The organism is Scytonema hankhaensis NUACC26 (assembly GCF_045865695.1).
Lineage (GTDB): Bacteria > Cyanobacteriota > Cyanobacteriia > Cyanobacteriales > Nostocaceae > Scytonema.
On sequence record NZ_BAACAP010000253.1, the window covers coordinates 139,802 to 161,820 of the forward strand.

General features: G+C 41.2%; 21 protein-coding genes. 7 read left to right on the plus strand and 14 right to left on the minus strand.

The genetic code is table 11. From position 1 onward, the window contains the following. Nucleotides 1-41: 41 nt before the first annotated feature. From ACKTT2_RS49980 to ACKTT2_RS49995, 4 genes are all read right to left on the minus strand, one after another. A complete protein-coding gene (locus tag ACKTT2_RS49980) occupies nucleotides 42-308 on the minus strand; it encodes a hypothetical protein (protein ID WP_407900576.1) in 267 nt (88 codons plus the stop codon). 171 nt (nucleotides 309-479) lie between these two features. After that, nucleotides 480-779 carry an ArsR/SmtB family transcription factor gene (locus ACKTT2_RS49985; protein WP_407900577.1) on the minus strand — a complete coding sequence of 100 codons (300 nt, stop codon included), beginning with the start codon at nucleotides 777-779 and terminating at the stop codon, nucleotides 480-482. Between the two features lie 150 nt (nucleotides 780-929). Next, complete coding sequence (locus ACKTT2_RS49990) at nucleotides 930-1,844, minus strand: DUF1338 domain-containing protein (protein ID WP_407900578.1); 915 nt, start codon at nucleotides 1,842-1,844, stop codon at nucleotides 930-932. 233 nt (nucleotides 1,845-2,077) lie between these two features. Beyond that, nucleotides 2,078-3,433, minus strand: coding sequence for an acetyl ornithine aminotransferase family protein (locus ACKTT2_RS49995; protein ID WP_407900579.1), 1,356 nt, complete (start codon nucleotides 3,431-3,433; stop codon nucleotides 2,078-2,080). Nucleotides 3,434-4,090: 657 nt separating this feature from the next. On the opposite strand from ACKTT2_RS49995, the gene ACKTT2_RS50000 reads away from it, so the two are divergent. Continuing rightward, nucleotides 4,091-4,861 (plus strand): alpha/beta hydrolase, encoded by a 771-nt coding sequence (locus ACKTT2_RS50000; RefSeq protein ID WP_407900580.1) that lies wholly within the window; start codon nucleotides 4,091-4,093, stop codon nucleotides 4,859-4,861. 25 nt (nucleotides 4,862-4,886) lie between these two features. Here the strand turns inward: ACKTT2_RS50000 and ACKTT2_RS50005 are convergent, their stop codons facing one another. Next, nucleotides 4,887-6,383, minus strand: a complete 1,497-nt coding sequence (locus tag ACKTT2_RS50005) for an aldehyde dehydrogenase family protein (protein WP_407900581.1) — start codon at nucleotides 6,381-6,383, stop codon at nucleotides 4,887-4,889. 336 nt (nucleotides 6,384-6,719) lie between these two features. Between ACKTT2_RS50005 and ACKTT2_RS50010 the strand changes: the two genes are divergently transcribed. After that, nucleotides 6,720-6,884, plus strand: coding sequence for a hypothetical protein (locus tag ACKTT2_RS50010; protein ID WP_407900634.1), 165 nt, complete (start codon nucleotides 6,720-6,722; stop codon nucleotides 6,882-6,884). Nucleotides 6,885-7,044: 160 nt separating this feature from the next. On the opposite strand, the gene ACKTT2_RS50015 is transcribed toward ACKTT2_RS50010, so the two are convergent. Both ACKTT2_RS50015 and ACKTT2_RS50020 read right to left on the minus strand, forming a co-directional pair. Next, nucleotides 7,045-8,928 (minus strand): cyclase family protein, encoded by a 1,884-nt coding sequence (locus ACKTT2_RS50015; RefSeq protein WP_407900582.1) that lies wholly within the window; start codon nucleotides 8,926-8,928, stop codon nucleotides 7,045-7,047. An 895-nt stretch (nucleotides 8,929-9,823) separates the two neighbouring features. After that, nucleotides 9,824-11,041 (minus strand): FG-GAP repeat domain-containing protein, encoded by a 1,218-nt coding sequence (locus ACKTT2_RS50020; RefSeq protein ID WP_407900583.1) that lies wholly within the window; start codon nucleotides 11,039-11,041, stop codon nucleotides 9,824-9,826. A gap of 279 nt (nucleotides 11,042-11,320) precedes the next feature. Here ACKTT2_RS50020 and ACKTT2_RS50025 point away from each other — a divergent pair, with 279 nt between their 5' ends. Continuing rightward, nucleotides 11,321-11,635, plus strand: a complete 315-nt coding sequence (locus ACKTT2_RS50025; protein ID WP_407900584.1) for a hypothetical protein — start codon at nucleotides 11,321-11,323, stop codon at nucleotides 11,633-11,635. Between the two features lie 64 nt (nucleotides 11,636-11,699). On the opposite strand, the gene ACKTT2_RS50030 is transcribed toward ACKTT2_RS50025, so the two are convergent. Continuing rightward, nucleotides 11,700-11,861 (minus strand): hypothetical protein, encoded by a 162-nt coding sequence (locus tag ACKTT2_RS50030; RefSeq protein ID WP_407900585.1) that lies wholly within the window; start codon nucleotides 11,859-11,861, stop codon nucleotides 11,700-11,702. A gap of 248 nt (nucleotides 11,862-12,109) precedes the next feature. Continuing rightward, nucleotides 12,110-12,316: a hypothetical protein gene (locus ACKTT2_RS50035; RefSeq protein ID WP_407900586.1), complete on the minus strand. Its 207-nt coding sequence runs from the start codon at nucleotides 12,314-12,316 to the stop codon at nucleotides 12,110-12,112. A gap of 136 nt (nucleotides 12,317-12,452) precedes the next feature. Here ACKTT2_RS50035 and ACKTT2_RS50040 point away from each other — a divergent pair, with 136 nt between their 5' ends. Further along, nucleotides 12,453-12,575, plus strand: a complete 123-nt coding sequence (locus ACKTT2_RS50040; protein WP_407900587.1) for a family 1 glycosylhydrolase — start codon at nucleotides 12,453-12,455, stop codon at nucleotides 12,573-12,575. Here ACKTT2_RS50040 and ACKTT2_RS50045 read toward each other — a convergent pair. Further along, the gene (locus ACKTT2_RS50045; RefSeq protein ID WP_407900588.1) at nucleotides 12,561-12,971 is read right to left on the minus strand and encodes a peptidoglycan-binding domain-containing protein; all 411 of its coding nucleotides are present in this window, start codon (nucleotides 12,969-12,971) and stop codon (nucleotides 12,561-12,563) included. The genes ACKTT2_RS50040 and ACKTT2_RS50045 overlap by 15 nt on opposite strands. 457 nt (nucleotides 12,972-13,428) lie before the next feature. Beyond that, complete coding sequence (locus tag ACKTT2_RS50050) at nucleotides 13,429-13,857, minus strand: hypothetical protein (RefSeq protein ID WP_407900626.1); 429 nt, start codon at nucleotides 13,855-13,857, stop codon at nucleotides 13,429-13,431. Between the two features lie 206 nt (nucleotides 13,858-14,063). On the opposite strand from ACKTT2_RS50050, the gene ACKTT2_RS50055 reads away from it, so the two are divergent. Then, on the plus strand, nucleotides 14,064-15,668 hold the full coding sequence (locus tag ACKTT2_RS50055; RefSeq protein ID WP_407900627.1) for an alpha/beta hydrolase: 1,605 nt from the start codon (nucleotides 14,064-14,066) through the stop codon (nucleotides 15,666-15,668). A 58-nt stretch (nucleotides 15,669-15,726) separates the two neighbouring features. Here the strand turns inward: ACKTT2_RS50055 and ACKTT2_RS50060 are convergent, their stop codons facing one another. The 3 genes from ACKTT2_RS50060 to ACKTT2_RS50070 all read right to left on the minus strand — a co-directional run bounded on the left by ACKTT2_RS50060 (nucleotide 15,727) and on the right by ACKTT2_RS50070 (nucleotide 18,067). Beyond that, the gene (locus ACKTT2_RS50060) at nucleotides 15,727-17,427 is read right to left on the minus strand and encodes a tetratricopeptide repeat protein (protein ID WP_407900589.1); all 1,701 of its coding nucleotides are present in this window, start codon (nucleotides 17,425-17,427) and stop codon (nucleotides 15,727-15,729) included. Between the two features lie 9 nt (nucleotides 17,428-17,436). Next, nucleotides 17,437-17,736, minus strand: coding sequence for a hypothetical protein (locus ACKTT2_RS50065; protein WP_407900590.1), 300 nt, complete (start codon nucleotides 17,734-17,736; stop codon nucleotides 17,437-17,439). 151 nt (nucleotides 17,737-17,887) lie between these two features. Then, entirely contained in the window at nucleotides 17,888-18,067 is a 180-nt protein-coding gene (locus ACKTT2_RS50070; protein ID WP_407900591.1) for a hypothetical protein, read from the minus strand. Between the two features lie 307 nt (nucleotides 18,068-18,374). Between ACKTT2_RS50070 and ilvA the strand changes: the two genes are divergently transcribed. Together ilvA and ACKTT2_RS50080 are read left to right on the plus strand one after the other, a co-directional pair. Next, nucleotides 18,375-19,886, plus strand: coding sequence for a threonine ammonia-lyase, biosynthetic (gene ilvA / locus ACKTT2_RS50075; protein ID WP_407900592.1), 1,512 nt, complete (start codon nucleotides 18,375-18,377; stop codon nucleotides 19,884-19,886). 113 nt (nucleotides 19,887-19,999) lie between these two features. Then, nucleotides 20,000-21,775: a bifunctional serine/threonine-protein kinase/formylglycine-generating enzyme family protein gene (locus ACKTT2_RS50080; RefSeq protein ID WP_407900593.1), complete on the plus strand. Its 1,776-nt coding sequence runs from the start codon at nucleotides 20,000-20,002 to the stop codon at nucleotides 21,773-21,775. Nucleotides 21,776-22,019 lie beyond the last annotated feature (244 nt).

The following is a 22,019-nucleotide window of genomic DNA, read 5'->3' on the forward strand; positions in this document are numbered from 1 at the left end:
CGCGAAGCGCAAGCTGTACCCAGCTTATCGACTGCTTTAAATTATAACCGCGTTGGCTGTGTACGTGCTTTTTCAGTAGTCGTAACGACTTTGCCTAAGATCTTTTGTGGAGTATATAATTGGTGCAATCCTAATAAAAGCAATAAGACTCCTATTTGTACAACTGATGGAACCAAAATGAATCCCATCAATGACAGTATGATGCCAGCAAACACAACTGCAATGCGGTAAACCTCTTCAGTTATTCTGAGTCCGAACCAAATACTACTTATACCGATGATGAGTAAGGCAAAATAGCTGAATAGCATAGTTATTCCTCAAATATACTGTAAGTTAATTGCTGTACCAAACCCGTGTGGGTTTGCGATAGGATAAAAAAATTTATCAATATGCAAATATCGAACTAATTCGATATAAACAGATAGAAGATATATTAGACAAGGGGATAAATACAGTTTCCGAGCGAAAGTTGTAAAATTTTACAATTCCTTCGCTACAAGAGATGCGAACTGAGAAAACGCCTCTTCATTCCTTCGATAGTAAGTACATTGTCCCTGACGGGTTGCTACTATCAGACCTGTAGCTTCTAACATAGATAGATAATGGGACACAGTGGACTGAGCCAAACCTGTTTTCTTTTGAATGCAACTAACACAGACTCCTATAGTGTAAGGATCTACATCTTGGTTTGGGAAGTACTCCTCTGGCTCTTTCAACCAATGCAGGATTTGAAGCCGAGTTTCATTTGAAAGCACTTTGAATATATCTTTAGTATCCATACCTATACTTATTATATCGAAGTTTCGCGATATGTCAAATTGTAATTCTAGTTAATTGTTAGTGGTTGGTAGTTCGTGGGGAGTAGGAGGTAAGAAATTGTCCTGTATTGTAGTGTCCGAAAGGACTTCATGGCTACTAACAACTCACAACTAACCATTAACTAATCGCGTCATTTCAAATAACTGCTGAGCATTCTTTCCTAGAAAACCATCAAAAAGTTCTAGCTTACCGGGTTCCACTTCTACGACGTAACGCTGAGCGAGTTCGTAATAGGCGTAAGTCCAAGGAATTTGAATTTCCGCGTCTGTTGAATCGTCAAGAACTGATACGATTTCAGTCACTGCTTGAGTTGCTGTTTGTCGCAATCCGTATGTAACATCACCTTCAATTTGCTCCTTCATGGGTACGCCTAAGTTAGCCAAAGCACGGGCAGTCGTTTCAATATCCGGATAAGCTGAAGTATTTTGGCGATTAACGTATCCCGTAAAATGGTTGACTGCATAACCATGTAGCAATACCCACGCACCATATTGTGTCACTTCATTAACGTGTTCTACTACAGATCGTTTTGGAGGTTGCCAAGGAGTAGAAAAAATCCTTGAAAGTTCTTTGACAAGACGAGCCGTATTAGTATTAAATGTGTTAAAAATCGCAGAGGGAATAAGTAAATTTACACTGGTCACTGTTTGATGAATGAGTTGCAAGATATCATCCGGTAACTCATCCACAATTAATTCACTAATAAACAGTTTGGGTAAATCGAATTCTTCTTGTTGAGGATGGAGGTAGTGACGGGCGTAAAGATGGGTTTCAGGAAACGAGTATTCTCCTGCTGCTTCATAACCTAAAAGTTGGACGATTTGTTCTAAATAATCAATTCCTAAGTTTACTCTCCGCTGCGGACTATCTACACTCATGCGTAAAGATCTAAACGCAATGTGGTCATTGGCAACAGTTCCACCCGCTTTCTCGATCGTTTGCGCGTAGATACGGGCATAAGGAACCCTGCTGCTATAGTCTTTCCAAAGTAAGTCCCAAAGATGATGGGCAATTTCAGGTTTCATAAAATTTAGAATTGAATCTTCAACTCATAATAACCTTATGTAAAGGTAGAAAGTTGAAGGCAGAAGGTTTAGTTACAGCAGTTGTTGGATTAATGAACTCAATCTTGTGGTATGTGTGGTACGGGCGTCCCCGCCCGTACTTGAGAAAAAGACGGGCGGGGACGCCCGTACCACAAGAAATTAGTGTAATAAGCCCGTACCACAAGAAATTAGTGTAATAAATGTCACTAATACTAAATTTCTGCCAATACTTCAGCGATAATATCAAGAGCAATTTCAATCTGATTCTTATCAATCGTTAAAGGTGGGCAGAAGCGAATCGCTGCTTTACCACAACCAAGTAATAATAATCCTTTTAAGAAAGCTGCTTGAACAATACGATCGCGCAACGACGAATCATAATTCCTTTCACGATCTAACAAATCCACAGCCACCATCAAACCTTTACCTCGTGGTGGAGAGATCTGCGGAAATTGTTGCGACAAACGATACAAACCTGCTTGTAAGAGTTCTCCCATAGCAGTTGCATTTGCCATCAAACCGTTTTCTAACAGTTCGAGGGTGACAATAGCTGCTGCACAAGCAACTGGATTTCCTCCAAAGGTCGTTGCGTGAGAACCGGGTTGCCAAGTCATAATTTCAGGGCGGGAGAGAATAGCCCCTAAAGGAAGACCGCTAGCGATACCTTTAGCCGTAGTGATGATATCTGGCATGACGTTCCAATGCTCGATGGCAAATAAACGACCAGTACGTCCCATACCTGCTTGGACTTCATCCACAACCATCAGGATACCGTAGCGATCGCATATTTCTCTAATTCGTTGTAAAAATCCATCTTCTGGAACAATATAACCGCCTTCTCCTTGGATGGCTTCAACAACAATTGCAGCCACTTCTTTAGGTGGAAGCATAGTTGGGAATAATTGTTTTTCCAAGTAATCCAAACTAGCGTGAGTGCCATAGGGAATGTGAGTTACACCTGGAACGAGAGGACCGAAATTTGCCCTTTGTACAGTTTTAGAACCAGTGAGAGACATTGCCCCATAAGTGCGTCCATGAAATGCTCCTAGAAAGGCAATAATTAAAGAACGTCCCGTATAGTATCGAGCGAGTTTAATCGCTCCTTCATTTGATTCTGCGCCTGAATTTGTGAAAAACACTTTAGCCGGAAAAGTTTTTCTAGTTCCCTCTTCAACAATAGGTGGAAAGGGCGCACGGGAAGCTAATTTTTCTGCGAGTTCCACCATAGGTTCGTAGTAAAAATCAGTCCCTGACATATGGAGCAAGTTTGCTGCTTGTTCTTGAATAGCCCGGACAACTTCTGGATGGGAGTGTCCCGTTGCGGTGACAGCAATACCAGCCGTCATATCTAGAAATACGTTCCCATCCACATCTTCTACCATGCAACCTTCACCACGAGCTACGACTAAGGGGTAATCGCGGGTATAAGAAGGGGAAGTCACAGCGCGATCGCGTTCTACAATAGCTTTAGCTTTTGAGCCGGGTAAGGAAGTGATTAAATGAGGTTTGCGAGGTAAAGATATTTTGGATTTTGGATTTTGGATTTTGGATTGTGAAAGCTGTAGCATAAAAAGATTGATATCTAAATAAGTTTTAATATTCTTCGATTGGAATAGTTTTATGTGTATTCGATGATACAAATATTGAAAGAGTGTGTCAGGGCAAAATTACCGAGTGAGTATTAGCTTTATTTGAAATTAACACTTATTATTCTTGGTCATACATTATGTCAACTATTACAATCGAAACTTGAGGTTTTAAGAAACTTTTTCTTATATTCTATATAAATTATACAAAATATGCTAATTTAAACGCAGTACATCTACTGTAATAATCTAAAACAAAAAAATACTACTAAAGATTTTTGTAGAATTTAATGGTTGCATTACAACATTGCCCTCAGAATAGAATTCTAGGGCTATACAAACCAAGTCCGCAAGACAAGGACTTCTCTAGTCACAAAACTTGTGTATGATTTTCCAGTATTGATTGATTCTAAAGTCAACACTCGCGATGGCATATCTACCACTAATTTTCGAGTTTGTAACCATTGACGACCAAGTAATACTTCAGATAATCCTTGTCCAACGTGGATAGGAATTTCAAATTCTTGCTCGTCAATTCGTACCTTACCTACGTAGATATTGATGCTTTATTATTAGATAATTGAAGATAATTTAACAGTAATGATTCAAGAACAGGTAATCAAAATTAAAAGAGGTTTTGTGGATAGATCCTGGGGTCAAGTGCATTACCGGACAGCAGGCAATGGTCCGGTACTGGTACTTACCCACAAAACTTATTTTTCTTCTCGTAGTTTTATTAGAGTCATGCCGCTATTAGCTCCCCATTTTCGGGTAATTGTACCGGATTCTCCCGGTCAAGGCGAGTCAGAAAATCCACCCACTCAGTGGACTATCCCGCAGTATGCGGCAGATTTATTGGAGGTACTGGATACACTGAAAGTCGAAGATTTTTACTTAGTGGGCAACAGCACCGGAGCTGCAATTGCTTGTGAAGTGGCAGTTATTTGTTCGAGTAGAATTAAAAAGCTGGTACTCTTTGGAATGCCTCGTTGGAAAGACTCAGCAGCACGTCAAGATTTGCGCCGATCTCCATTCTTTTACGGACCACCAGAGGTAAAAGAGGATGGCAGCCACTACAGCGCCAATTGGCAACGGATAAAATCACTATGTGTTGGTTATCCCCCTGAATGCTTTGACATCTATTTCCAAGAAGTGATGTCTCGGCAAGAGCGCACCTACGAGGGGATAGAAGCTGTCTTGAGTTACTCAGAAGCAAGCCGTTTACCACTCCTGACGATACCGACTTTACTCATGTGGGCAATGGAAGACACTATGTTCACGCCTTTTATTGAAGACACTGCCCGACTTGTTCCCCATTCTACCACCAAGGTTCTACACGGTAGTCCCCTAATGTATCTGCGCGATCCCAAACGTTACGCCGAAACCTTGCTAAAGTATTTGCTATCTTAGTTCTCAAACTCATATAACTTTTCACCTAACTCCGATTATCAATTTGAGCGCGTTGTAAGTTTCCAGAAAAATCTACATACACAGTCTTCCAATCCGTAAATACGTCTAAGACAGCAGTACCAGCTTCTCGGTGTCCGTTTCCAGTTTGTTTGACACCACCGAATGGTAAATGCACCTCAGCACCAATCGTGGGACCATTGATGTAGGTAATGCCTGCTTCAATGTCGCGCATGGCAGCGAAAGCACGGTTGATATCGCGAGTATATATAGAAGAGGAAAGACCGTAAGGTGTATCGTTCAGGATTGCGATCGCTTCCTCAAAAGAGTCTACCTCTATCAATACCACTACAGGTCCGAATATTTCTTCACGAGCAACACGCATTTGAGGAGTGACAAAATCTAGAATAGTAGGTTGAAAGAAGTAACCGTTTTGCAAACCTTCCTTAGTCGCGACTTCTCCACCGATTAAAACCTTTGCGCCCTCTTCACGAGCAATATCTAAATATTTACTCACCCGTTGGAGTTGCTTTTGATTCACAATCGAACCAACATCAGTCTTGGGGTCAGTACCAGCGCCCAAGCGTAGCCGACTGGTACGTTCTTTCAGCATATCGGTAAATTTCTCTTTAATATCGCGATGTAACAGCAGACGACTTGTTGCGGTACATCTCTGACCAGCAGTTCCAAATGCACCCCAAATAGCACCATCCAAAGCAAGTTGCAAATCCGCATCTTCCATCACAATTTGGGCATTTTTCCCACCCATCTCCAAACACACCCGTTTGTGAGTGCGCCCGCACGTAGAAGCAACAAAAGCGCCCGTTTCAGAAGATCCAGTAAAAGAAACTAAGTCAACATCAGGATGCTCAACTAAAGCTTTCCCCGCTTCCTCTCCCACTCCATGTACCAAGTTGATAACACCTTCAGGCAAACCCGCCTCTGCAAAAATTTCCACGAGTTTTGTAGCACAAGCAGGAGTATCTTCTGCGGGTTTGAAAATTACAGTATTACCACATACTAAAGCTGGCATTGCTTTCCAGCAAGGAATAGCGACGGGAAAATTCCACGGTGTAATTAAAGCACAAACCCCAACTGGCATTCGGACTGTCATTGCAAACTTGTTGGGCATTTCAGAAGGTGTAGTTTGCCCAAATAACCGCCGTCCTTCACCAGCACTGTAGTAGGCACAATCAATACCTTCTTGAACATCCCCCCGTGCTTCTGTCAGAGGTTTGCCCATCTCTCGACTCATTAAGAGAGCCAGTTCTTCTTTATACTTTCGCAAGAGTTCTCCAACTCGTTGGATGTATTCTGCTCTAGCTGGAGCAGGAACGAGCCGCCAACTGCGGTATGCATGACGAGCGGCTGCAACCGCTGTTTCAACATCAGTTGCAGTCGAACGAGGAAAAGTGGCAACGACTTCACGACGATCAGCAGGATTGCGGCTTTCTAAGGTAGCGCTCGATGCAGCGTTTGACCATTCTCCGGCGATGTAATTACGGCAAGTTAAAGGATGGCTCATTTTTCACACCTCCGGTTGTAAGATGTGCTATTTCCAGTGTGACTTGTATGATTGATTATCGTCAAGTTAGCAATAAATTCAACAAAAAATTTTAACATTAGCACTACTGTTGTATCAAGATCCCCCTAAATCCCCCTTAAAAAGGGGGAGTTTAAAGACTTTCCCCCCCTTGTTAAGGGGGGCTAGGGGGGATCTCAATCTGTTACTTTAATGCAGAGAATTGGTATAACTAATAATCGGAGAGATTTCGAGAAAATCGAAGGCTTAGAAATTGAAGACTGGAGTCAGGCAGATCAAATTTTGTAGCAGCGAAAGTAATAGCACAACAAGGGGAATTTGATGAAGGAAATAGCCCTAGTGGAAATTCAGAATGATTTATCTAGATATTTAGAGTTAGCTGAAAATGAAGAAATAGTGATAATTAACAATGGTCAACTTCAGAAATCACGGCAAAGTTTACGTGAAGGTAAAGGTGTAAAACTAGAGGACTTAGATATTTAATATTTAGGGACTTCCAAACAAAAAAATAATCATATTTTTCTTGTGGTGCGGGCGTCCCGCCCGCCACCAGTATAGAACGGGCGAGGACGCCCGTTCCACAAGAAGGATAATTTTCCACAAGATGGATAATTTATTTCTTGGAAATCCCTAAGTGCAGTTACTACGGAATCAACGCCATCACTGCAGCTGGGGAACCAGAGCCATCCTTTAGCCTAAGAATGCCAATGACCAGTGTAGTTCCCCTTGGCGGTAACTGGTCTAAATTGGTCAAATTCTCCAACACAATACGCGGTTCTTTCAAGACTAAGTGGTTAGTTGTAAAAGTAGTTTCTTGACCTGCATCTACTCCATGAGTATCAATTCCTACTCCCGCAATTTGACGCTCTTCCAGCAAAAACCTTGTCGCATCGCTTCCAAACCCAGGAAAGTGCATCCCTCCTTCAGCATCTCGATTAAAAAAGGCACTTTCATCCAACCACTTTTCTTGCCAACCCGTATAAAGCAGTACTACACAATTCGAGGGAATCTCTCCGTTGTGTTGCTCCCAAGCTAGAATATCGTCAACAGAAAGAACGTAATCTGAATTACCAACGACTTGCTTGCAAACCTTGATAACCACAGCTGGTACAATCAATGACTCAGCAGGATAGCGATCGCTACCTACACCATCAACGTAAAAGCTATTAGGAGCATTCATGTGAGTCCCACTATGCTCCCCTAAAGAAAACCGCCGCAGGTAATAACCATCCCGATCTAACTCCGCCACCGTCTCAAATTCAACAGGCGGATCGCCTTCCCACAGAGGAATACCTGTATCGATCGCATGGCTTAAGTGTACGACTCGTGAGTAGGTGATATTGTGGGACAAGGGGGACAAGGAGGACAAGGTAGAAAAATGCTCTCTGTGTTCTTTGTGTCTGTATGATTCATTCAAAAAATCTTGCTTTCGTATCAACCTTTCTAACGTAGCCTCCATAACAGCAGAAGTTTGACCAGTCACAGTAAATACGAGTGCTTCGCGATAAACTCGTTGTGCGTTATGATGACTGTAAATCGCTGCTCCACTAGAAACTGCGATCGCTGCATGAGAAATTCTAGCTGCTAGATCGATTGACCAAGCCCGCAGTTGTAGACCTTCTGCAAAAGACAAATCTGAATTTTGTTGTGCTTTGCGAATAGCAGCGCGACAGTCGCCAAGTTCCCGTTCAAGACTTTCAAAAGCATTGGTAATAAAAGGCAGCGATTTTTTCTTTGCAGCAGATTTTAAAATATCCAAACCACCAAGAGCACATCCTGTCGCTAGAAAAGTCGCACGAAGAACATTCTTCTTATCATTTTCATGAATCCAGCCAGCTGGTTTAATATAAACAATATGCTCTATAGGTAAAAACCAGTTCGTCAAAGTTGCGGTGACAGTATTAGTAGATGTCATTGCTGCAAGCTGTGCGGGTGGTGAAAACGCGAGCGCACCTCCCGACTCTTGATGCGTTTCGACTAAGGGTATTATACCGAAGACAGCGCGATCGTCCGGTAAAGTAGCAGCAACAATAAACTCGCCAAAAAGATTCCAACCCGTCACCCAAGGTACAACTCCGTTGAGTTGATAACCTCCAGGTACTGGTACTGCAACAACAAGTGGTTCCCCTTCACGGCGTAACTGAGAAAAACCAACTCCCAGTAGAACTTGACCATCACTCATATAGGGAAGGTACTTCTCTTTAAGAGAGGTGTTGTTGCTAGCAACAAGCATACCAGCAGCACTTTGGTGTTGGGTTTGCAAAAAAGCTAGAGCACCAGAATATTGAGCTACCAGTTCTTGAAAGCTACCGAATACTTGCTCGTTGACCTCTTTTCCACCCCAACATTGCGACACTCTTAGAGCTAGCAGCCCTAACTTTCCTAAACTTTGCAATACATTTAATAAAGTGTTCGAGTTCCAATCGATCTCATTCGCTAATGGTGCTACTTCTTCAAGCAAGAAAGACCGAGCTGTCCTTAAAAGAGGATTAGTATCGTCTAGAGTTTCTTGTTCAACATAATCCATAAAAATTTAGAGAGATCTAATATAAATCCTAGTTATGTCCAATTCCGATCTCTTATTTTTCACTGCTATTTCTTCAGTAAAGAACACCTCCTAGTCCCTGACATACCAGGTTTTGGAGGGTTCAAATGTTGCAGCAAAAAGTGAATTAATAATAGGTTAACAGTCCAAAAGTAAATTTAAGATGAAAAAACGGTTAATTTTTAGTAAAGAAATTCTTTAAGAGCCACTGCAATTCTCAAAATTGTATATTTTTTATGTACTTAATTTTACAAATGTTATAAGTATTACTCAGGATAGTTGTAAAAATTGAAGAAATACGGTAAAAGATAGAAATTTCCATAAGAGTACTTATTTTTTAAGTTCTGACTCACAAAAGTCAAAACATAATGTTTGAATAATGGCAATTTGCTTTTTTATATTGTATTTAAATATACTAATATGGCCAACTGTAGTTTAGAGTTAAAACTTGGTAGCCAAATAATAAGCGTATACTAGTGCCTTTACTGACAATTATTTGATAGATACAGTTATAAGGTTGATAACAAGCTATCAACTTAAGTAGGTAGGTGAGAAAAAACCGCCAGGAGCGATCGCATTAATTTTGATAGGTTAATTTGGTTTAGATTCCCGACTTGTTTAAGGATACAGCTGGTCAATAGGAGGCAACACTCCTCATTCGGCACTCTCTTGTCTCTCGTTCCCAGCCTGTGGCTGGGAATACAGACTGCGAGGGGCTCTGCCTCGCTTTACACCAAACAGGAGGCTCCGCCTCCGCTCAAAGCCATTCCCAGGCGGAGCCACCGGATCGAGGTGAGGGGTCAGACCCATCATTCGCCAACAGTATTCTTTAAAAGTCGGGGATATAACAGATTGTCACAATCAATGCGATCGAGTACTAGTAAGCAATCCACTCTAGAGGAACTGTACTTATCTGAGTTTCAGAAGTTGTTGTTCCATTAACAGTCCAGATGAAATTTTCTCCAGTGTTGTAATTGCGCCAGAACACATCAGTCTTACCATCACCGTTGTAATCTCCAACTTTAGGCTGTCTAGCTACATCAGTTGTAGGCAAGAATGCGGTAGTAGAAACTGTTGTGCCATCCATTAACCAAGCAGTGTTCTCACCAGTCGTTTCATTGTGCCAGAGAATATCTGTCTTCCCATCACCGTTGAAATCACCTACATTAGATTTCCATGAAAGGTCGAGCTTTGGTACAGAACCAGAAGTAATGAAAATACTATTCATCAACCACACAGTATTCTCACCAGTTTGACTATTACGCCAGAGAAGATCGGTTTTGCTATCGCCGTTAAAATCCCCAAGAGTATAGCTATTCCATAATGGATCTAATGATGACAGACCATATTTTGAGGTATTAGTACCATCCATAAACCAAACAGCATTTTCCCCAGATACCGTATTGCGCCAAAAGATGTCATTTTTCCCATCGCCATTAAAGTCAACAATACTCGCAGTCCAAGATAAATCGGCTGCGTCAATAAAAGCAGATGTCAGGACTCTCGTGTCATCCATCAACCAAGTCGCATTATCGCCTGTTTGAGTATTGCGCCAGAAAATGTCACTTTTCCCATCACCATTGAAGTCAGCAATACTCGCAGTCCATGCTGCATCGATTCTATCCAAGTAGACTTCAGAAGCAATGTTTACCCCATCCATTATCCAAATGAGGTTCTCCCCCGTTGACTTGTTACGCCAAAACAAATCTGTTTTCCCATCACCATTGAAATCTGCATAGGAAAAGTCCCAAGAAAAATCTATCTGTCTGGGGATAGATGTATTTGCTACCCTTGTACCATCCATCTGCCAAATAGACACTTCATTGGTTTGGGTATTACGCCAAAACTTATCAGTTTTGCCATCACCGTTAAAATCAGGAACGATTGCTGGATTATTGAATTGCGGATTGGGATTGGGACTTTTAGCTGCTGCTGTTACAGACATTGGCTCTAACATATCGTTTAGAAAATTTTGTGACGATCGCCCCCAATCGAAACTAGTATCCAAAGCATCTGTAGCTAAAGAATTATCGTAGGTTAGCAGAGACGAAAGTTCACTAGTACTTTTAGAATTGACGGTTTTAGATTCAAACATAACGTTTGGTTACGACTAGTGTTCATAATTTTTTTAACTGCTTTTTTATAATGTTTCTGTTAAAAGGTAACATCTGCTAAATTCGGATGTGTATTTATGAGAGGGATTAGGGAGCAGGGAGTAGGGAGTATAGCATTACCATTTATTACAAAATCTGACTTAACCCAACCCTTTATCTTGGCTGTTTTCAGGACTTTTTCGGACTGCATTAAAAGAATAAATAGCTTAACTTTAGTTACAGAGAAGAGCAAACATTATTGATATACATACTCTAATACTATGAATTTCAAGCTATTTACTTCTTCATGTTTAACTATTTGTCTTATCGTCGCTTCTGGAATACAAGCCGCCGAAGCAACAAAAGCAACAAATACATTTAATCAACAAAACCATACCCGCAATGTTGCTATTGATAGGATTTCCGCTAGTCTCGAAACGGGCGATCGCCCAGAGACAGGATTCTCCAAAACCCCTTCAAAATCAGACGTAACAAAGATATACAAAGTTAGCAGTGGTAATAAGTTGCAGCGTCAAAACCTACAGCCAATTGTAATAGTTTCACAGTGCAAAAGCCCATGTAAAACCGAAATTTGAGAAAGACCGAATTGCTTCTACCACAGCTACAGTATGTATTTGCTTGCTGAAAAATCCCGCTTCATTAACTTGAGTGTTTCCAGTCGCTAAGTTGTTCGCACTCTTGCTGTTTTATGGGACGAGGACGTATTGGTCTCAGAGGAGTACCAATATCCAAGGAAGAAAAAGATTTTTGTCTCTTCTTAGAAGATTGTTGTCGATCGGGGCGAGTTTGTGTAGTTGTCATAATATTTACCTCTATGTTGCCAATCGGGGTTAGTGAATCTCATCGCATCAATTAAACTTACCATTAATGCCCGAACGTTAATCATTATTCCCAATTTCCCATCAATTCTCGCTCTGTCTGAGGTAATTTCCGGGAAAAACCAGAGAAATAGATATGGAGATACACCGAACTACATTTGATTGAGTAACATAACTGCACTAGTTAGAGGACACACAGAGGCAATATCGCATCACAACTTGTTCCCTCATTTATTGTGCTTGCTGCTCGCAAATCATTAAGTCACGGGACTCCTGCCGAATTTGCCCTAGACTAGCAGCTTCTTGCAAAGACATAAAAGCATCAAAGTCTTCTACGTCATATTTTGTTTGCAAAAGTTTTCTCAACTGTTCTTCCGCCGTTACGGTAAGATAACCAGTTGTTATGACTTGTTGAACAACCTCACGGATTAACATCATATTCCCAACCTATGTAGTGAGATAACTACAACTACCCATATAGTTATTTTCGCTTTTTTAAACAAATCTTTACAATCTGTCTTTCGATAGCTTTATTTCCTTACTGAAACTTTACAAAAAGTTCCAAGGTAGAGCAATGACGTATTTTTACCAATTTCCGAAAGATTTTTGTTGGGGTGACGTTACCGCTGCCTATCCAATTGAAGGTGCGGGTGAAGAAGGGGGGTGTCATGGGAAACAACCGTTAGTTATTGACTGAGGGATTGCGACTAACGTTAATCATCGCATTCCATGTACTATATCCAACAATTCCATCATTATTCAAGCGATCGTACTTTTGCTGAAAAGCTTTGACTGCAGTAGCAGTAGCAACACCGTAAACACCATCAAGAGTACCAGTGTAGTAGCCTTGCTGTTTCAAAAAAGCTTGAACGTCTCTAACTGGTGCTCCTTCACTCCCTAGTTGTAATTTTGGTGCTGCTTCTGGAGAATATTGGCTGATATCGCTAATGTATGCTAACTGTGTTGGGGATAAGTACTCGTTACGAGTAGTTTGGGCAGCTGTAGGGTTACTAGTAAGGGGCAAAGCCGCAAATGCGATCGCTGAAAAAATACTTAGAGATAACACACGCGAGCGAATAGATTTTGTCTTCATAAATTCCTCCTTTTGAAAACACAAACAAAATAGTTGTTAATTTCTAAATGAGTGACTCTGAAGTCACCATTTTTTGATGATTTATGTCAATTCAACGACTATTTGTTTGAATTTATAATAGGTAAATATTTTTGGAAATTTTATAAATTAAGAACCAAAACCATAAAATACTACTTGAAGTTTTTGAGCAAATCCATTGACCTAACTGTATGTTAATGAAATCCTTCTATTTTCACATGAGTCATAGGTTATAATAAATAGTAACTAACTTTACGACTAGCGAAATAATTTTTTATCGCTCTAAGATAATTTTTAATCTTTAGACGAAAAACGAGTAACCAGATTCTAAACTGTGTCGGCGGGTTTTGCTTATTAAGAGCGAATAGAATTCGCTCTTAATAAGCAAGCGCCAATAAAAAATAATTTTGTAAATAATTACCATCTAAGAATGTTAGGTTTAATATCTACTACTCGGTAGAAAACTGATATCTATCAATTCACCAACTACCAAGCCACATCCAGCGATCGCGCTCAAAAGTAAAAACGTATCTCTTTTACTAAATCCAGAAAACCGCAGTTCCATCTCTGCAAGGAGTGTAGTTGTCAAAGGCAAAACAAGAAAAGTTACGAAAATCGACCAAGTTGCAACTAGTGCAATAGAAGCGCTTAAAAATAAGACAACTGTTAAAGCTCTAGAACCAAATCGAACCAATCGTTCTAACCAAGCAATCGTTCTCCAAGCTATGGCTAACACTATAGCCGCAACAAAAGCACCTACCAACCAAACAACATCATGAGCAGACAAGTACCATCCCAACCAAGTGTAGGAGAGCCACAGGCAAACTAAAGGTAGCCAGGGAATTTTGTGGAAAAACTCATTACTCATCTGTTTACCATCAATGATAACTGCTCTATAGAGGAGGATCTGACTCATTTTTAGTATAATCTTTTGCTTGGTTTTAGCTAAAATTGCTAACGATGTTCTCACCAATCGTTATGAGTTCCCCACCAATTCTGTCTGTTCTCACCAACCGTGTCTGCTTCCGCCCGAATCATGTTCGTATGAAAGCCAAGCAGCTCGTTTGGTTAAAAATGGGGTTGGGATTTCTCAGTCTTGGGCTACTAGCCCCCCTTCCCTCCTTGGGTGCAGAACGGTTGACGCTCTCTTTTGGTCTTTTGGGACGCTCTATCCCGATTGGTTCTTTGGAAGAATATGCTCAAACTGGTAAAGTTGATGACGAACTAGCTGCATATACTCAGTATGCTGATAAAAATCAACTCACTCAGTTACGCGAGGTTTTGCTGACACCCATTCCTCTGACAGCTGTACAGGTATCCCAATTTCTCTACACGCCAATTGGTGAAACATTACTGAAAAATCTTGGAGAAGTGGTACAGCAGGATTCTGGCATTAGTGGATTTTATGCAATTCGGGCATCCTTAATTCTTGCTGCTGCCGATCCGAAAGGATTAACATTATTAAATGTACTAAAAAGATTTCCCTCTAAAACTATTTCAATTAATTTACCTCGTAGTTTAGAAATAGCAGCAGTATTTGAGAGGTTAGTTAATCAAACTCAAAGAGCGATCGCACTTATCAACCAACAATCATCGCAAGCAGTTACTCAGAATTTTGTAGCCGGAGAAGTCTCAGTCAGAGAATTGTTAAAACCGGGCAACTTTAAATGGCAAAAACGTAGTATTACACTTAACGATGTATCCCGTACCCGGACTTTCCCGGCTGATATCTACTTACCACTGACTTCAACTTCTCGTCCAGTTATTGTGATTTCCCACGGGCTTGGTTCCGATCGAACTAGTTTTGCTTACCTAGCTGAGTACCTTGCTTCCTATGGATTTGTAGTTGCGGTTCCAGAACATCCTGGTAGTAATGCCGAACAGTTACAAGCCTTATTCTCAGGTAGGGCAAATGAAGTTGCTAGCCCTAGAGAGTTTATAGATCGCCCTTTAGATATAAAGTACTTACTGGATCGACTCAACACCTTATCTCAATCTGATGAAAATTTTAAAGGACGCTTGAATTTAGAGCAAGTAGGTGTCGTGGGGCAGTCTTTTGGAGGTTACACGGCACTCGTGCTAGCAGGTGCGCCTCTCAATTTTGACCAACTTAAGAAAAATTGCCCAGCTTCACCTAATGCAGTCAATGTCTCTTTGCTACTTCAGTGCTTGGCTCTTAATTTACCATCTGTTACCTACAACTTATCAGATTCGCGGGTAAAAGCAGCGATCGCAATTAACCAAATTGACAGTACTGTTTTAGGTCAAGCCAGCCTTAGCAAGATTAACATTCCAGTGATGATAGTCTCTGGCGGTTCTGATACTGTTGCTCCTGCGCTTCCAGAGCAAATTCAACCCTTCACGTGGTTAACAACTCCAAATAAGTATTTAGTTCTTATGAATAATGCCACGCACTTTTCAACAATCGGGGAGTCACCAAATTCTGCTATTCCAGTTCCAGAGCAAGTAGTAGGTCCAAACCCTGCTGTAGCCCGTCGCTATGTCACGGCTTTGAGTCTTCCCTTTTTCCAAACCTATGTTGCTAATCAATTAAATTACCGTCGTTTTCTTAGCGCAACTTATGCTAATTCTATCAGTCAGCAACCATTACCACTCAGCTTAGTCGAGTCCTTAGATTTGAACTTATCTCAATCGATGTCCCTCAGAGGATATTTGTAACACAAATTAGATTTCCCCCCTTAATCCCTCCTTTCTAAGGGGGGAAATGTCATAAAACTCAAACTCGTGAAGCAACAAGTGTGATATCAGCATACTTCCAAGCTTTCTCAAATCGCTTTTGCACCAAGCGAGCTTCTTTTGTCTTACCCTGTGCATCTAAGCTTTTTGTCAGACCAAAAAGCGACCAACCATTTTCAGGATAGCGTTCTAAATCTTCCCGATATACAGTTTCAGCTTCTTGTATGCGATTAGCCTCAAGTAAAACTGCTCCCAAAGATTGCCGAACAGGAGAAGACCAAGTGGCTGGCTCATCGTATCTGAGATTATCTTCTAATGAAACAGCAGTCCTCAAACGAGCGATCGCTTGTGTATAATCCTTTTGTTTTGCAGCAAGTTCGCCCGCCAAAACCTCAGATGCAATTTTCATCAAATTGACAGTGGAATTAATATCCCAAACTGTGACTTTCTCTAAGGCAGGGTCAGCAGCAATAGCTCTGACTTTTTCCAATTCCTCGGCGGCTTGCTGTAGTTGACCTTTTGCAGTAAATGCCATTCCCCTTGCATAATGCCAAATCCCATTGGGATATGTCAAGTCTGCATCTGGTGCTGGTTCTTTAAGAATTTCATCCCACTTACCAAACTTTGTTAAAGTATACAGTGGTAATACATAATAATGCTGTAAAGTACCAAATCCAGGTTGCCGCATCACTTGTCGATCTGCAATTGCCGATGTCACGCGAGCTGTTTGAATAGCTAATTGACCTTCTCCTCCCATCATAGCTCCTGCTAACAGGAAGTGGTAATTATGGGGTACGTAACCCAATTCGTAAAGCGCTTTAGTATGACATGGAGTTAAGGACATAGATTGCTTGTCAGCAGCAATGGCTTTTTGGTTCGCTACAACAGCATCATGGTAGCGACCGACTCGAATATAAATATGACCGGGCATATGTACTAAATGTCCAGCACCTGGAACTAAATTGCGGAGACCATCTGCACTCTTGACCCCTTGTTCTGGATGGGGAGATGCTTCAACAGCATGAATATGTAAGTGGAGAGCACCAGGATGATTGGGATTGCGTTTTAGGACATAATCCAAAGTGGCAAGAAGTTCATTTGTCCCTGGATTTGGCTTTCCATCTCTCGTCCAATAATTCCAAGGCATTGTGTCCATTAAAGCTTCAGCAAACAGAGTTACCGCATCCAAATCATCTCGATAGCGTTTTTGTACCTCTCTCATTGCATTAGCATACGCAATATCTAGAGGCTTGCGATCTTCAACAGGTTGTGAAGAATAACGCTTTGTTAAAGCGTTAATATAAGCCCGTTCTTTCTCACTAGCATTTTTGCTTAAATCAACTGCTTTTTGCAATGCTTGAGATGCTGATGGGATAACTTTTGCATCCATCGGTGCGTTAATATTTGGTCCTTGTACGAGTGCAAGTCCCCAATAACACATCGCACAATTAGGATCTAATCTTGTAGCTTCTTGAAAAGAGCGTACTGACATAGCATGATTGAATCCATAAGCTAAGACAAGCCCCTGGTCAAAGTAACGTTGAGCAAGTTTTGAGCTAGTTGATATGGGATGATGGTAGTTGCCAATATTCTTCAAAAGAGGTACTGAGAGATGAGTTCCTTGAGTAGAAATGCTACTAGGCTCGTTTGCCAAAACTTGACCGAACAGCTTAGTAGGATATGTTAACAATCCAATTGTGATGAGCAGAGACAAAGTAAATAAAATAAATTTTTTGTTCATCAAAACCTCTTAAAATTGTTCCCTTCGGCTATGAAGATTTTCTATCCAAACAAAGATTTCCTCCTCAGAGATTTTATGGATAGACTGATGGGTTATGGGATCGTAAGCACTCCACGAAATGTTGCCATGGCGATCGCTCGTAGACCAAACGCGCAATTCCTGTGGTTGCATCAAAGATACCACTAAGGATTCCCAAATAGATAATATCCTCTCTTTCAAAGTTTGTTGGCGAGTTGGTTCCTCTGGTTCTTGAGAAGAAATCAACTCTAGTTGTTTATATTTTGACCAAGATATAGGAGATTTATTCATTTGTCTTAAGAGTAGGAAGTAGGGAATAGGGCAATGGGCAATGGGCATTGTAACGAATTATCCAATTCCCATTACACATTACCCGCATTGACAATTATTTAGCTCAAAAATATAAAGAGCCACGAAATTGAAGACTGCTAACCGATTGTTTCTAGAGAGTTTCCCAATGACAAACCATTTTGCCATTCTCTCTATACCATCGAGCAACCAAAGTAGGTTTCTTACGCTTGGTACTAGCAGTAAAACCTGCATTTTGAGCAAAAACTTCTTCAATGTTTTCATGAATTTGAGAAGTAGCTTTGTAATATAAACCTTGGTTATCAACTTTCATGATGCGCGTCTCCTTGTCAGATAAATTTAATTTTGATGAATTCCAAATTTAGTTATTAACTTTTATTTGCTTTGTTTGGAATTTTCTTTTCCGATTTGACTCTATATCTGGATTCATCCACCAATAGAACCTTTTCGCAAAGGTTAAGGTAAGATTGACAAGGCTATGACCTTATGTGACATTTTCCGACAATTTTTACATTCTTTAATACTTCAAACAATTAAAATGAAGTCTGTTTGATTCAAGAGTACGCTAATAGCGGTAAAATGAGTACCCAACCCGCATCTATCATAAATTATTGACGCCCATGCTCTGCGACTACCTGCAACTCATTCTGACTGCCCGCGTGTACGATGTTGCCCAAGAAACTCCACTGGAGTATGCTCCTAATCTATCTGCAAGATTAAACAACAAAGTTTTACTGAAGCGGGAAGATATGCAGTCGGTATTTTCTTTTAAGTTGCGAGGTGCTTATAATAAGATGGCAAATTTGCCACCAGATATGCTAGCACAAGGAGTCATTGCAGCGTCTGCCGGAAACCATGCCCAAGGTGTTGCTCTTGGCGCGCGGAGGCTGGATACGCGAGCTATTATCGTTATGCCAGTTACCACACCTCAGGTGAAAGTAGATGCAGTCAAAGCCCGTGGGGGAGAAGTGGTGTTGTATGGAGATACTTACGATGATGCTTATGCTTTTGCTCGTCAATTGGAGACAGAAAAAGGGCTGACTTTTATTCACCCTTTTGACGATCCCTATGTGATAGCAGGACAGGGGACTATTGGAATGGAAATTTTGCGGCAATGCCAGCAACCTATCCATGCTATTTTTGTGGCAATTGGAGGGGGTGGATTAATTTCTGGGATTGCAGCATATGTAAAACGGATACGTCCGGAAATTAAGATTGTTGGTGTTGAACCAGTTGATGCCGATGCTATGCATCAATCGCTAAAAGCCGGATATCGAGTGCGTTTGCCTCAAGTAGGTTTATTTGCAGACGGCGTTGCAGTGCGACACGTGGGTGAAGAGACTTTTAGTCTGTGTCAGCAGTACGTAGATGATATTATTTTGGTTGATACAGATGATACTTGTGCGGCAATTAAAGACGTGTTTGAGGATACGCGATCTATTCTAGAACCTGCAGGGGCGTTAGCGATCGCGGCTGCCAAAGCCTATGTAGAACGAGAACAAATCCAGGGACAAACATTAATTCCTGTTGCTTGCGGTGCTAACATGAACTTCGATCGCCTCCGCTTTGTAGCAGAGCGAGCAGAGTTAGGCGAACGTCGCGAAGCTATCTTTGCCGTTACAATTCCTGAAGAACGAGGCAGCCTCCGCAAGTTTTGTGAATGCATAGGGAGACGCAATCTCACAGAGTTTAATTATCGCATTGCTGATGACAAAGAGGCACATATTTTTGTAGGCGTGCAAATTGAAAACCGTGCCGATGCAGCAAAGATGCTGACAACTTTTAATGGTTGTGGATTTAAAACCTTTGATTTAACTGATGACGAACTCACCAAATTGCACTTGCGGCACATGGTTGGTGGGCGATCTTCCCTCGCTCAAAATGAATTACTCTACCGTTTTGAGTTTCCCGAACGTCCCGGTGCATTGATGAAATTTGTCAGTTCTATGAGTCCTGACTGGAATATCAGCCTGTTCCATTACCGCAATAATGGAGCAGATTACGGGCGAATTGTTGTAGGAATGCAAGTGCCTCCTCATGAAATGGAGGAGTGGCAAGCGTTTCTCGATTCACTTGGCTATCGCTATTGGGATGAAAGTCAGAATCCTGCTTATAAATTATTTTTGGGGTAGGGAGTAGATTCGTAGTGCATACCACAAGAAAATAAGGTGTATTTACTAGGTCAGTGAGTTAAACTCGATAGTACTGAGGCTAACTTCACATCCGATGCCAATACAGGCTCTCTATGCTGATCTGCCAAAATCCTGAATGCTCAAACCCGTTTAACTCTGATGGCAATAAATTTTGTACTAGCTGCGGACAAAGCCATTTTAGCAATCTTCTGAGACATCGCTACCGTGTGAAGAGATTGCTTGGAGAAGGGGGCTTTGGCAAAACATATGCAGCTACAGATGTTGACAGACTAGATGCGCCCTGTGTTATCAAGCAATTTTTCCCACCCATACAAGGAACAGCACGGATTAAATCGGCTGAATTGTTTAAGGAAGAAGCCAAGCGGCTTTATGAACTCGGAGAAGACCACCCTCAAATTCCAAGATTGCTTGCTTACTTTGAACAAAGTACAAGTTTGTACCTCGTACAGGAATTTATCGAGGGACAAACTCTCGTACAGGAAGTTCGACAACATTCTTTTGAAGAAAGTCATATTCGCGAGCTTTTATTGGATTTATTACCCGTTCTGCAATTTATTCACGAACGTAATGTTATCCATAGAGATATAAAACCGGAAAATATCATTCGTCGCAAAAGTGATGGCAAACTCGTATTGATTGATTTTGGCGGTGCTAAGCAAGTCACTCAAACAACTTTAAAACCTGGTACTGTTATTTATACTCCTGGTTACGCACCTGTAGAACAAATACAAGGATATGTCTGTGAAGCTAGCGATTTATATGCTTTGGGTGTAACTTGCGTGCGTCTATTAACTCAATGTTTACCTTCAGCAGATGTCACTGGAAATTTCTTTGATAAGCTCTATGATGCGTATAATGCTCAATGGTTGTGGCGGGAATATTTGCAAGAAAAAGGTATTAGCATTAGCAAGGATTTAGGGGAAGTTTTAGATAAGTTGCTGCAACATTTTGCTAAAGATAGGTATCAATCTGCTAAAGAAGCTTTACAGCATTTACAAGGAAAACAAAAACTTGAATTCAAATCCTTTGATTTTTATGTAGTGAATGTAGATCCACGAGGTCAAGAAATTAGTCGCGCTCTCCATAATGCAAACTTTTTTGTTCAAGACTTGGGTAACGAAGCCACTTTAGAAATGGTGGCAATTCCTGGCAGTAGCTTTATGATGGGAGCGCCTGAAAATGAGGGATTTCATGATGAATATCCGCAACATATTGTTACGGTAGAACCTTTTTTTATGAGTAAATTTCCCATAACTCAAGCACAATGGCAAGCTGTTGCAGCTTTACCTTCAGTTAATAAGCAATTAAATCCAGATCCATCAAGTTTTAAAGGTGCTAATAGACCTGTAGAAAATATTTTATGGTATGATGCTCAAGAATTTTGCGCTAGACTATTGCAAATAACTAAACGAAATTACCGTTTACCTAGCGAAGCCGAATGGGAATATGCTTGTCGTGCTACAACAACAACACCTTTCCATTTTGGCGAGACGATAACGACTCATTTAGCTAACTATAATGGAGATTATGTTTACGCTGGAATTCATACTTTTAAAAAGTCAACAACTGGTAAACACCGCAAGCAAACAACACCAGTAGGTAGCTTCAACATTGCCAATGCATTTGGTTTGTATGATATGCATGGGTTAGTTTGGGAATGGTGTGCCGATCCTTGGCATGAAAATTATCTTGGTGCGCCCAATGATGGCAGTGTTTGGGAATTAGGTGGAGATTGCGATCGCTGGGTGCTTCGTGGTGGCTCTTGGTCAGATCATCCTGCAAAATGTCGCAGTGCCAATCGTCGTAAAAATGAGTCAGGAGAATATGGAACTTGTGGGTTTCGAGTTGCGTTATCTTCGTTAACTTGAGTTGTTACTAATTCTCAAATCCCCGACTTCTTTGAGGATACAGCTGGTCAATGGGGGGTGACACCCCTCACTCGATCGTCTCTCGTTCCCAGGCGGAGCCTGGGAACGCAGGCTGCGAGGCTCCGCCTCGCGTGCGAACTTAATCAGGAGGCTCCGCCTCCGGTAAGGCATTCCCAGGTAGAACCTGGGAACGAGGTGTGGGGTCTGACCCATCATTCGCCAACGGTATCCTTTGAGAAGTCGG

Excerpts from the sequence above, each read along its gene's own strand:
- ACKTT2_RS50040 (WP_407900587.1), top strand. The coding sequence starts at position 12,453 with ATGACGTATTTTTACCAATTTCCGAAAGATTTTTGTTGGGGTGACGTT.
- ACKTT2_RS50045 (WP_407900588.1), bottom strand. The coding sequence starts at position 12,971 with ATGAAGACAAAATCTATTCGCTCGCGTGTGTTATCTCTAAGTATTTTT.
- ACKTT2_RS50080 (WP_407900593.1), top strand. The coding sequence starts at position 20,000 with ATGCTGATCTGCCAAAATCCTGAATGCTCAAACCCGTTTAACTCTGAT.
- ACKTT2_RS50050 (WP_407900626.1), bottom strand. The coding sequence starts at position 13,857 with ATGAGTAATGAGTTTTTCCACAAAATTCCCTGGCTACCTTTAGTTTGC.
- ACKTT2_RS50020 (WP_407900583.1), bottom strand. The coding sequence starts at position 11,041 with ATGTTTGAATCTAAAACCGTCAATTCTAAAAGTACTAGTGAACTTTCG.
- ilvA (WP_407900592.1), top strand. The coding sequence starts at position 18,375 with ATGCTCTGCGACTACCTGCAACTCATTCTGACTGCCCGCGTGTACGAT.
- ACKTT2_RS50070 (WP_407900591.1), bottom strand. The coding sequence starts at position 18,067 with ATGAAAGTTGATAACCAAGGTTTATATTACAAAGCTACTTCTCAAATT.
- ACKTT2_RS50065 (WP_407900590.1), bottom strand. The coding sequence starts at position 17,736 with ATGAATAAATCTCCTATATCTTGGTCAAAATATAAACAACTAGAGTTG.
- ACKTT2_RS50055 (WP_407900627.1), top strand. The coding sequence starts at position 14,064 with ATGGGGTTGGGATTTCTCAGTCTTGGGCTACTAGCCCCCCTTCCCTCC.
- ACKTT2_RS50030 (WP_407900585.1), bottom strand. The coding sequence starts at position 11,861 with ATGACAACTACACAAACTCGCCCCGATCGACAACAATCTTCTAAGAAG.
- ACKTT2_RS50025 (WP_407900584.1), top strand. The coding sequence starts at position 11,321 with ATGAATTTCAAGCTATTTACTTCTTCATGTTTAACTATTTGTCTTATC.
- ACKTT2_RS49995 (WP_407900579.1), bottom strand. The coding sequence starts at position 3,433 with ATGCTACAGCTTTCACAATCCAAAATCCAAAATCCAAAATCCAAAATA.
- ACKTT2_RS49990 (WP_407900578.1), bottom strand. The coding sequence starts at position 1,844 with ATGAAACCTGAAATTGCCCATCATCTTTGGGACTTACTTTGGAAAGAC.
- ACKTT2_RS50035 (WP_407900586.1), bottom strand. The coding sequence starts at position 12,316 with ATGATGTTAATCCGTGAGGTTGTTCAACAAGTCATAACAACTGGTTAT.
- ACKTT2_RS50005 (WP_407900581.1), bottom strand. The coding sequence starts at position 6,383 with ATGAGCCATCCTTTAACTTGCCGTAATTACATCGCCGGAGAATGGTCA.
- ACKTT2_RS50015 (WP_407900582.1), bottom strand. The coding sequence starts at position 8,928 with ATGGATTATGTTGAACAAGAAACTCTAGACGATACTAATCCTCTTTTA.
- ACKTT2_RS49985 (WP_407900577.1), bottom strand. The coding sequence starts at position 779 with ATGGATACTAAAGATATATTCAAAGTGCTTTCAAATGAAACTCGGCTT.
- ACKTT2_RS49980 (WP_407900576.1), bottom strand. The coding sequence starts at position 308 with ATGCTATTCAGCTATTTTGCCTTACTCATCATCGGTATAAGTAGTATT.
- ACKTT2_RS50060 (WP_407900589.1), bottom strand. The coding sequence starts at position 17,427 with ATGAACAAAAAATTTATTTTATTTACTTTGTCTCTGCTCATCACAATT.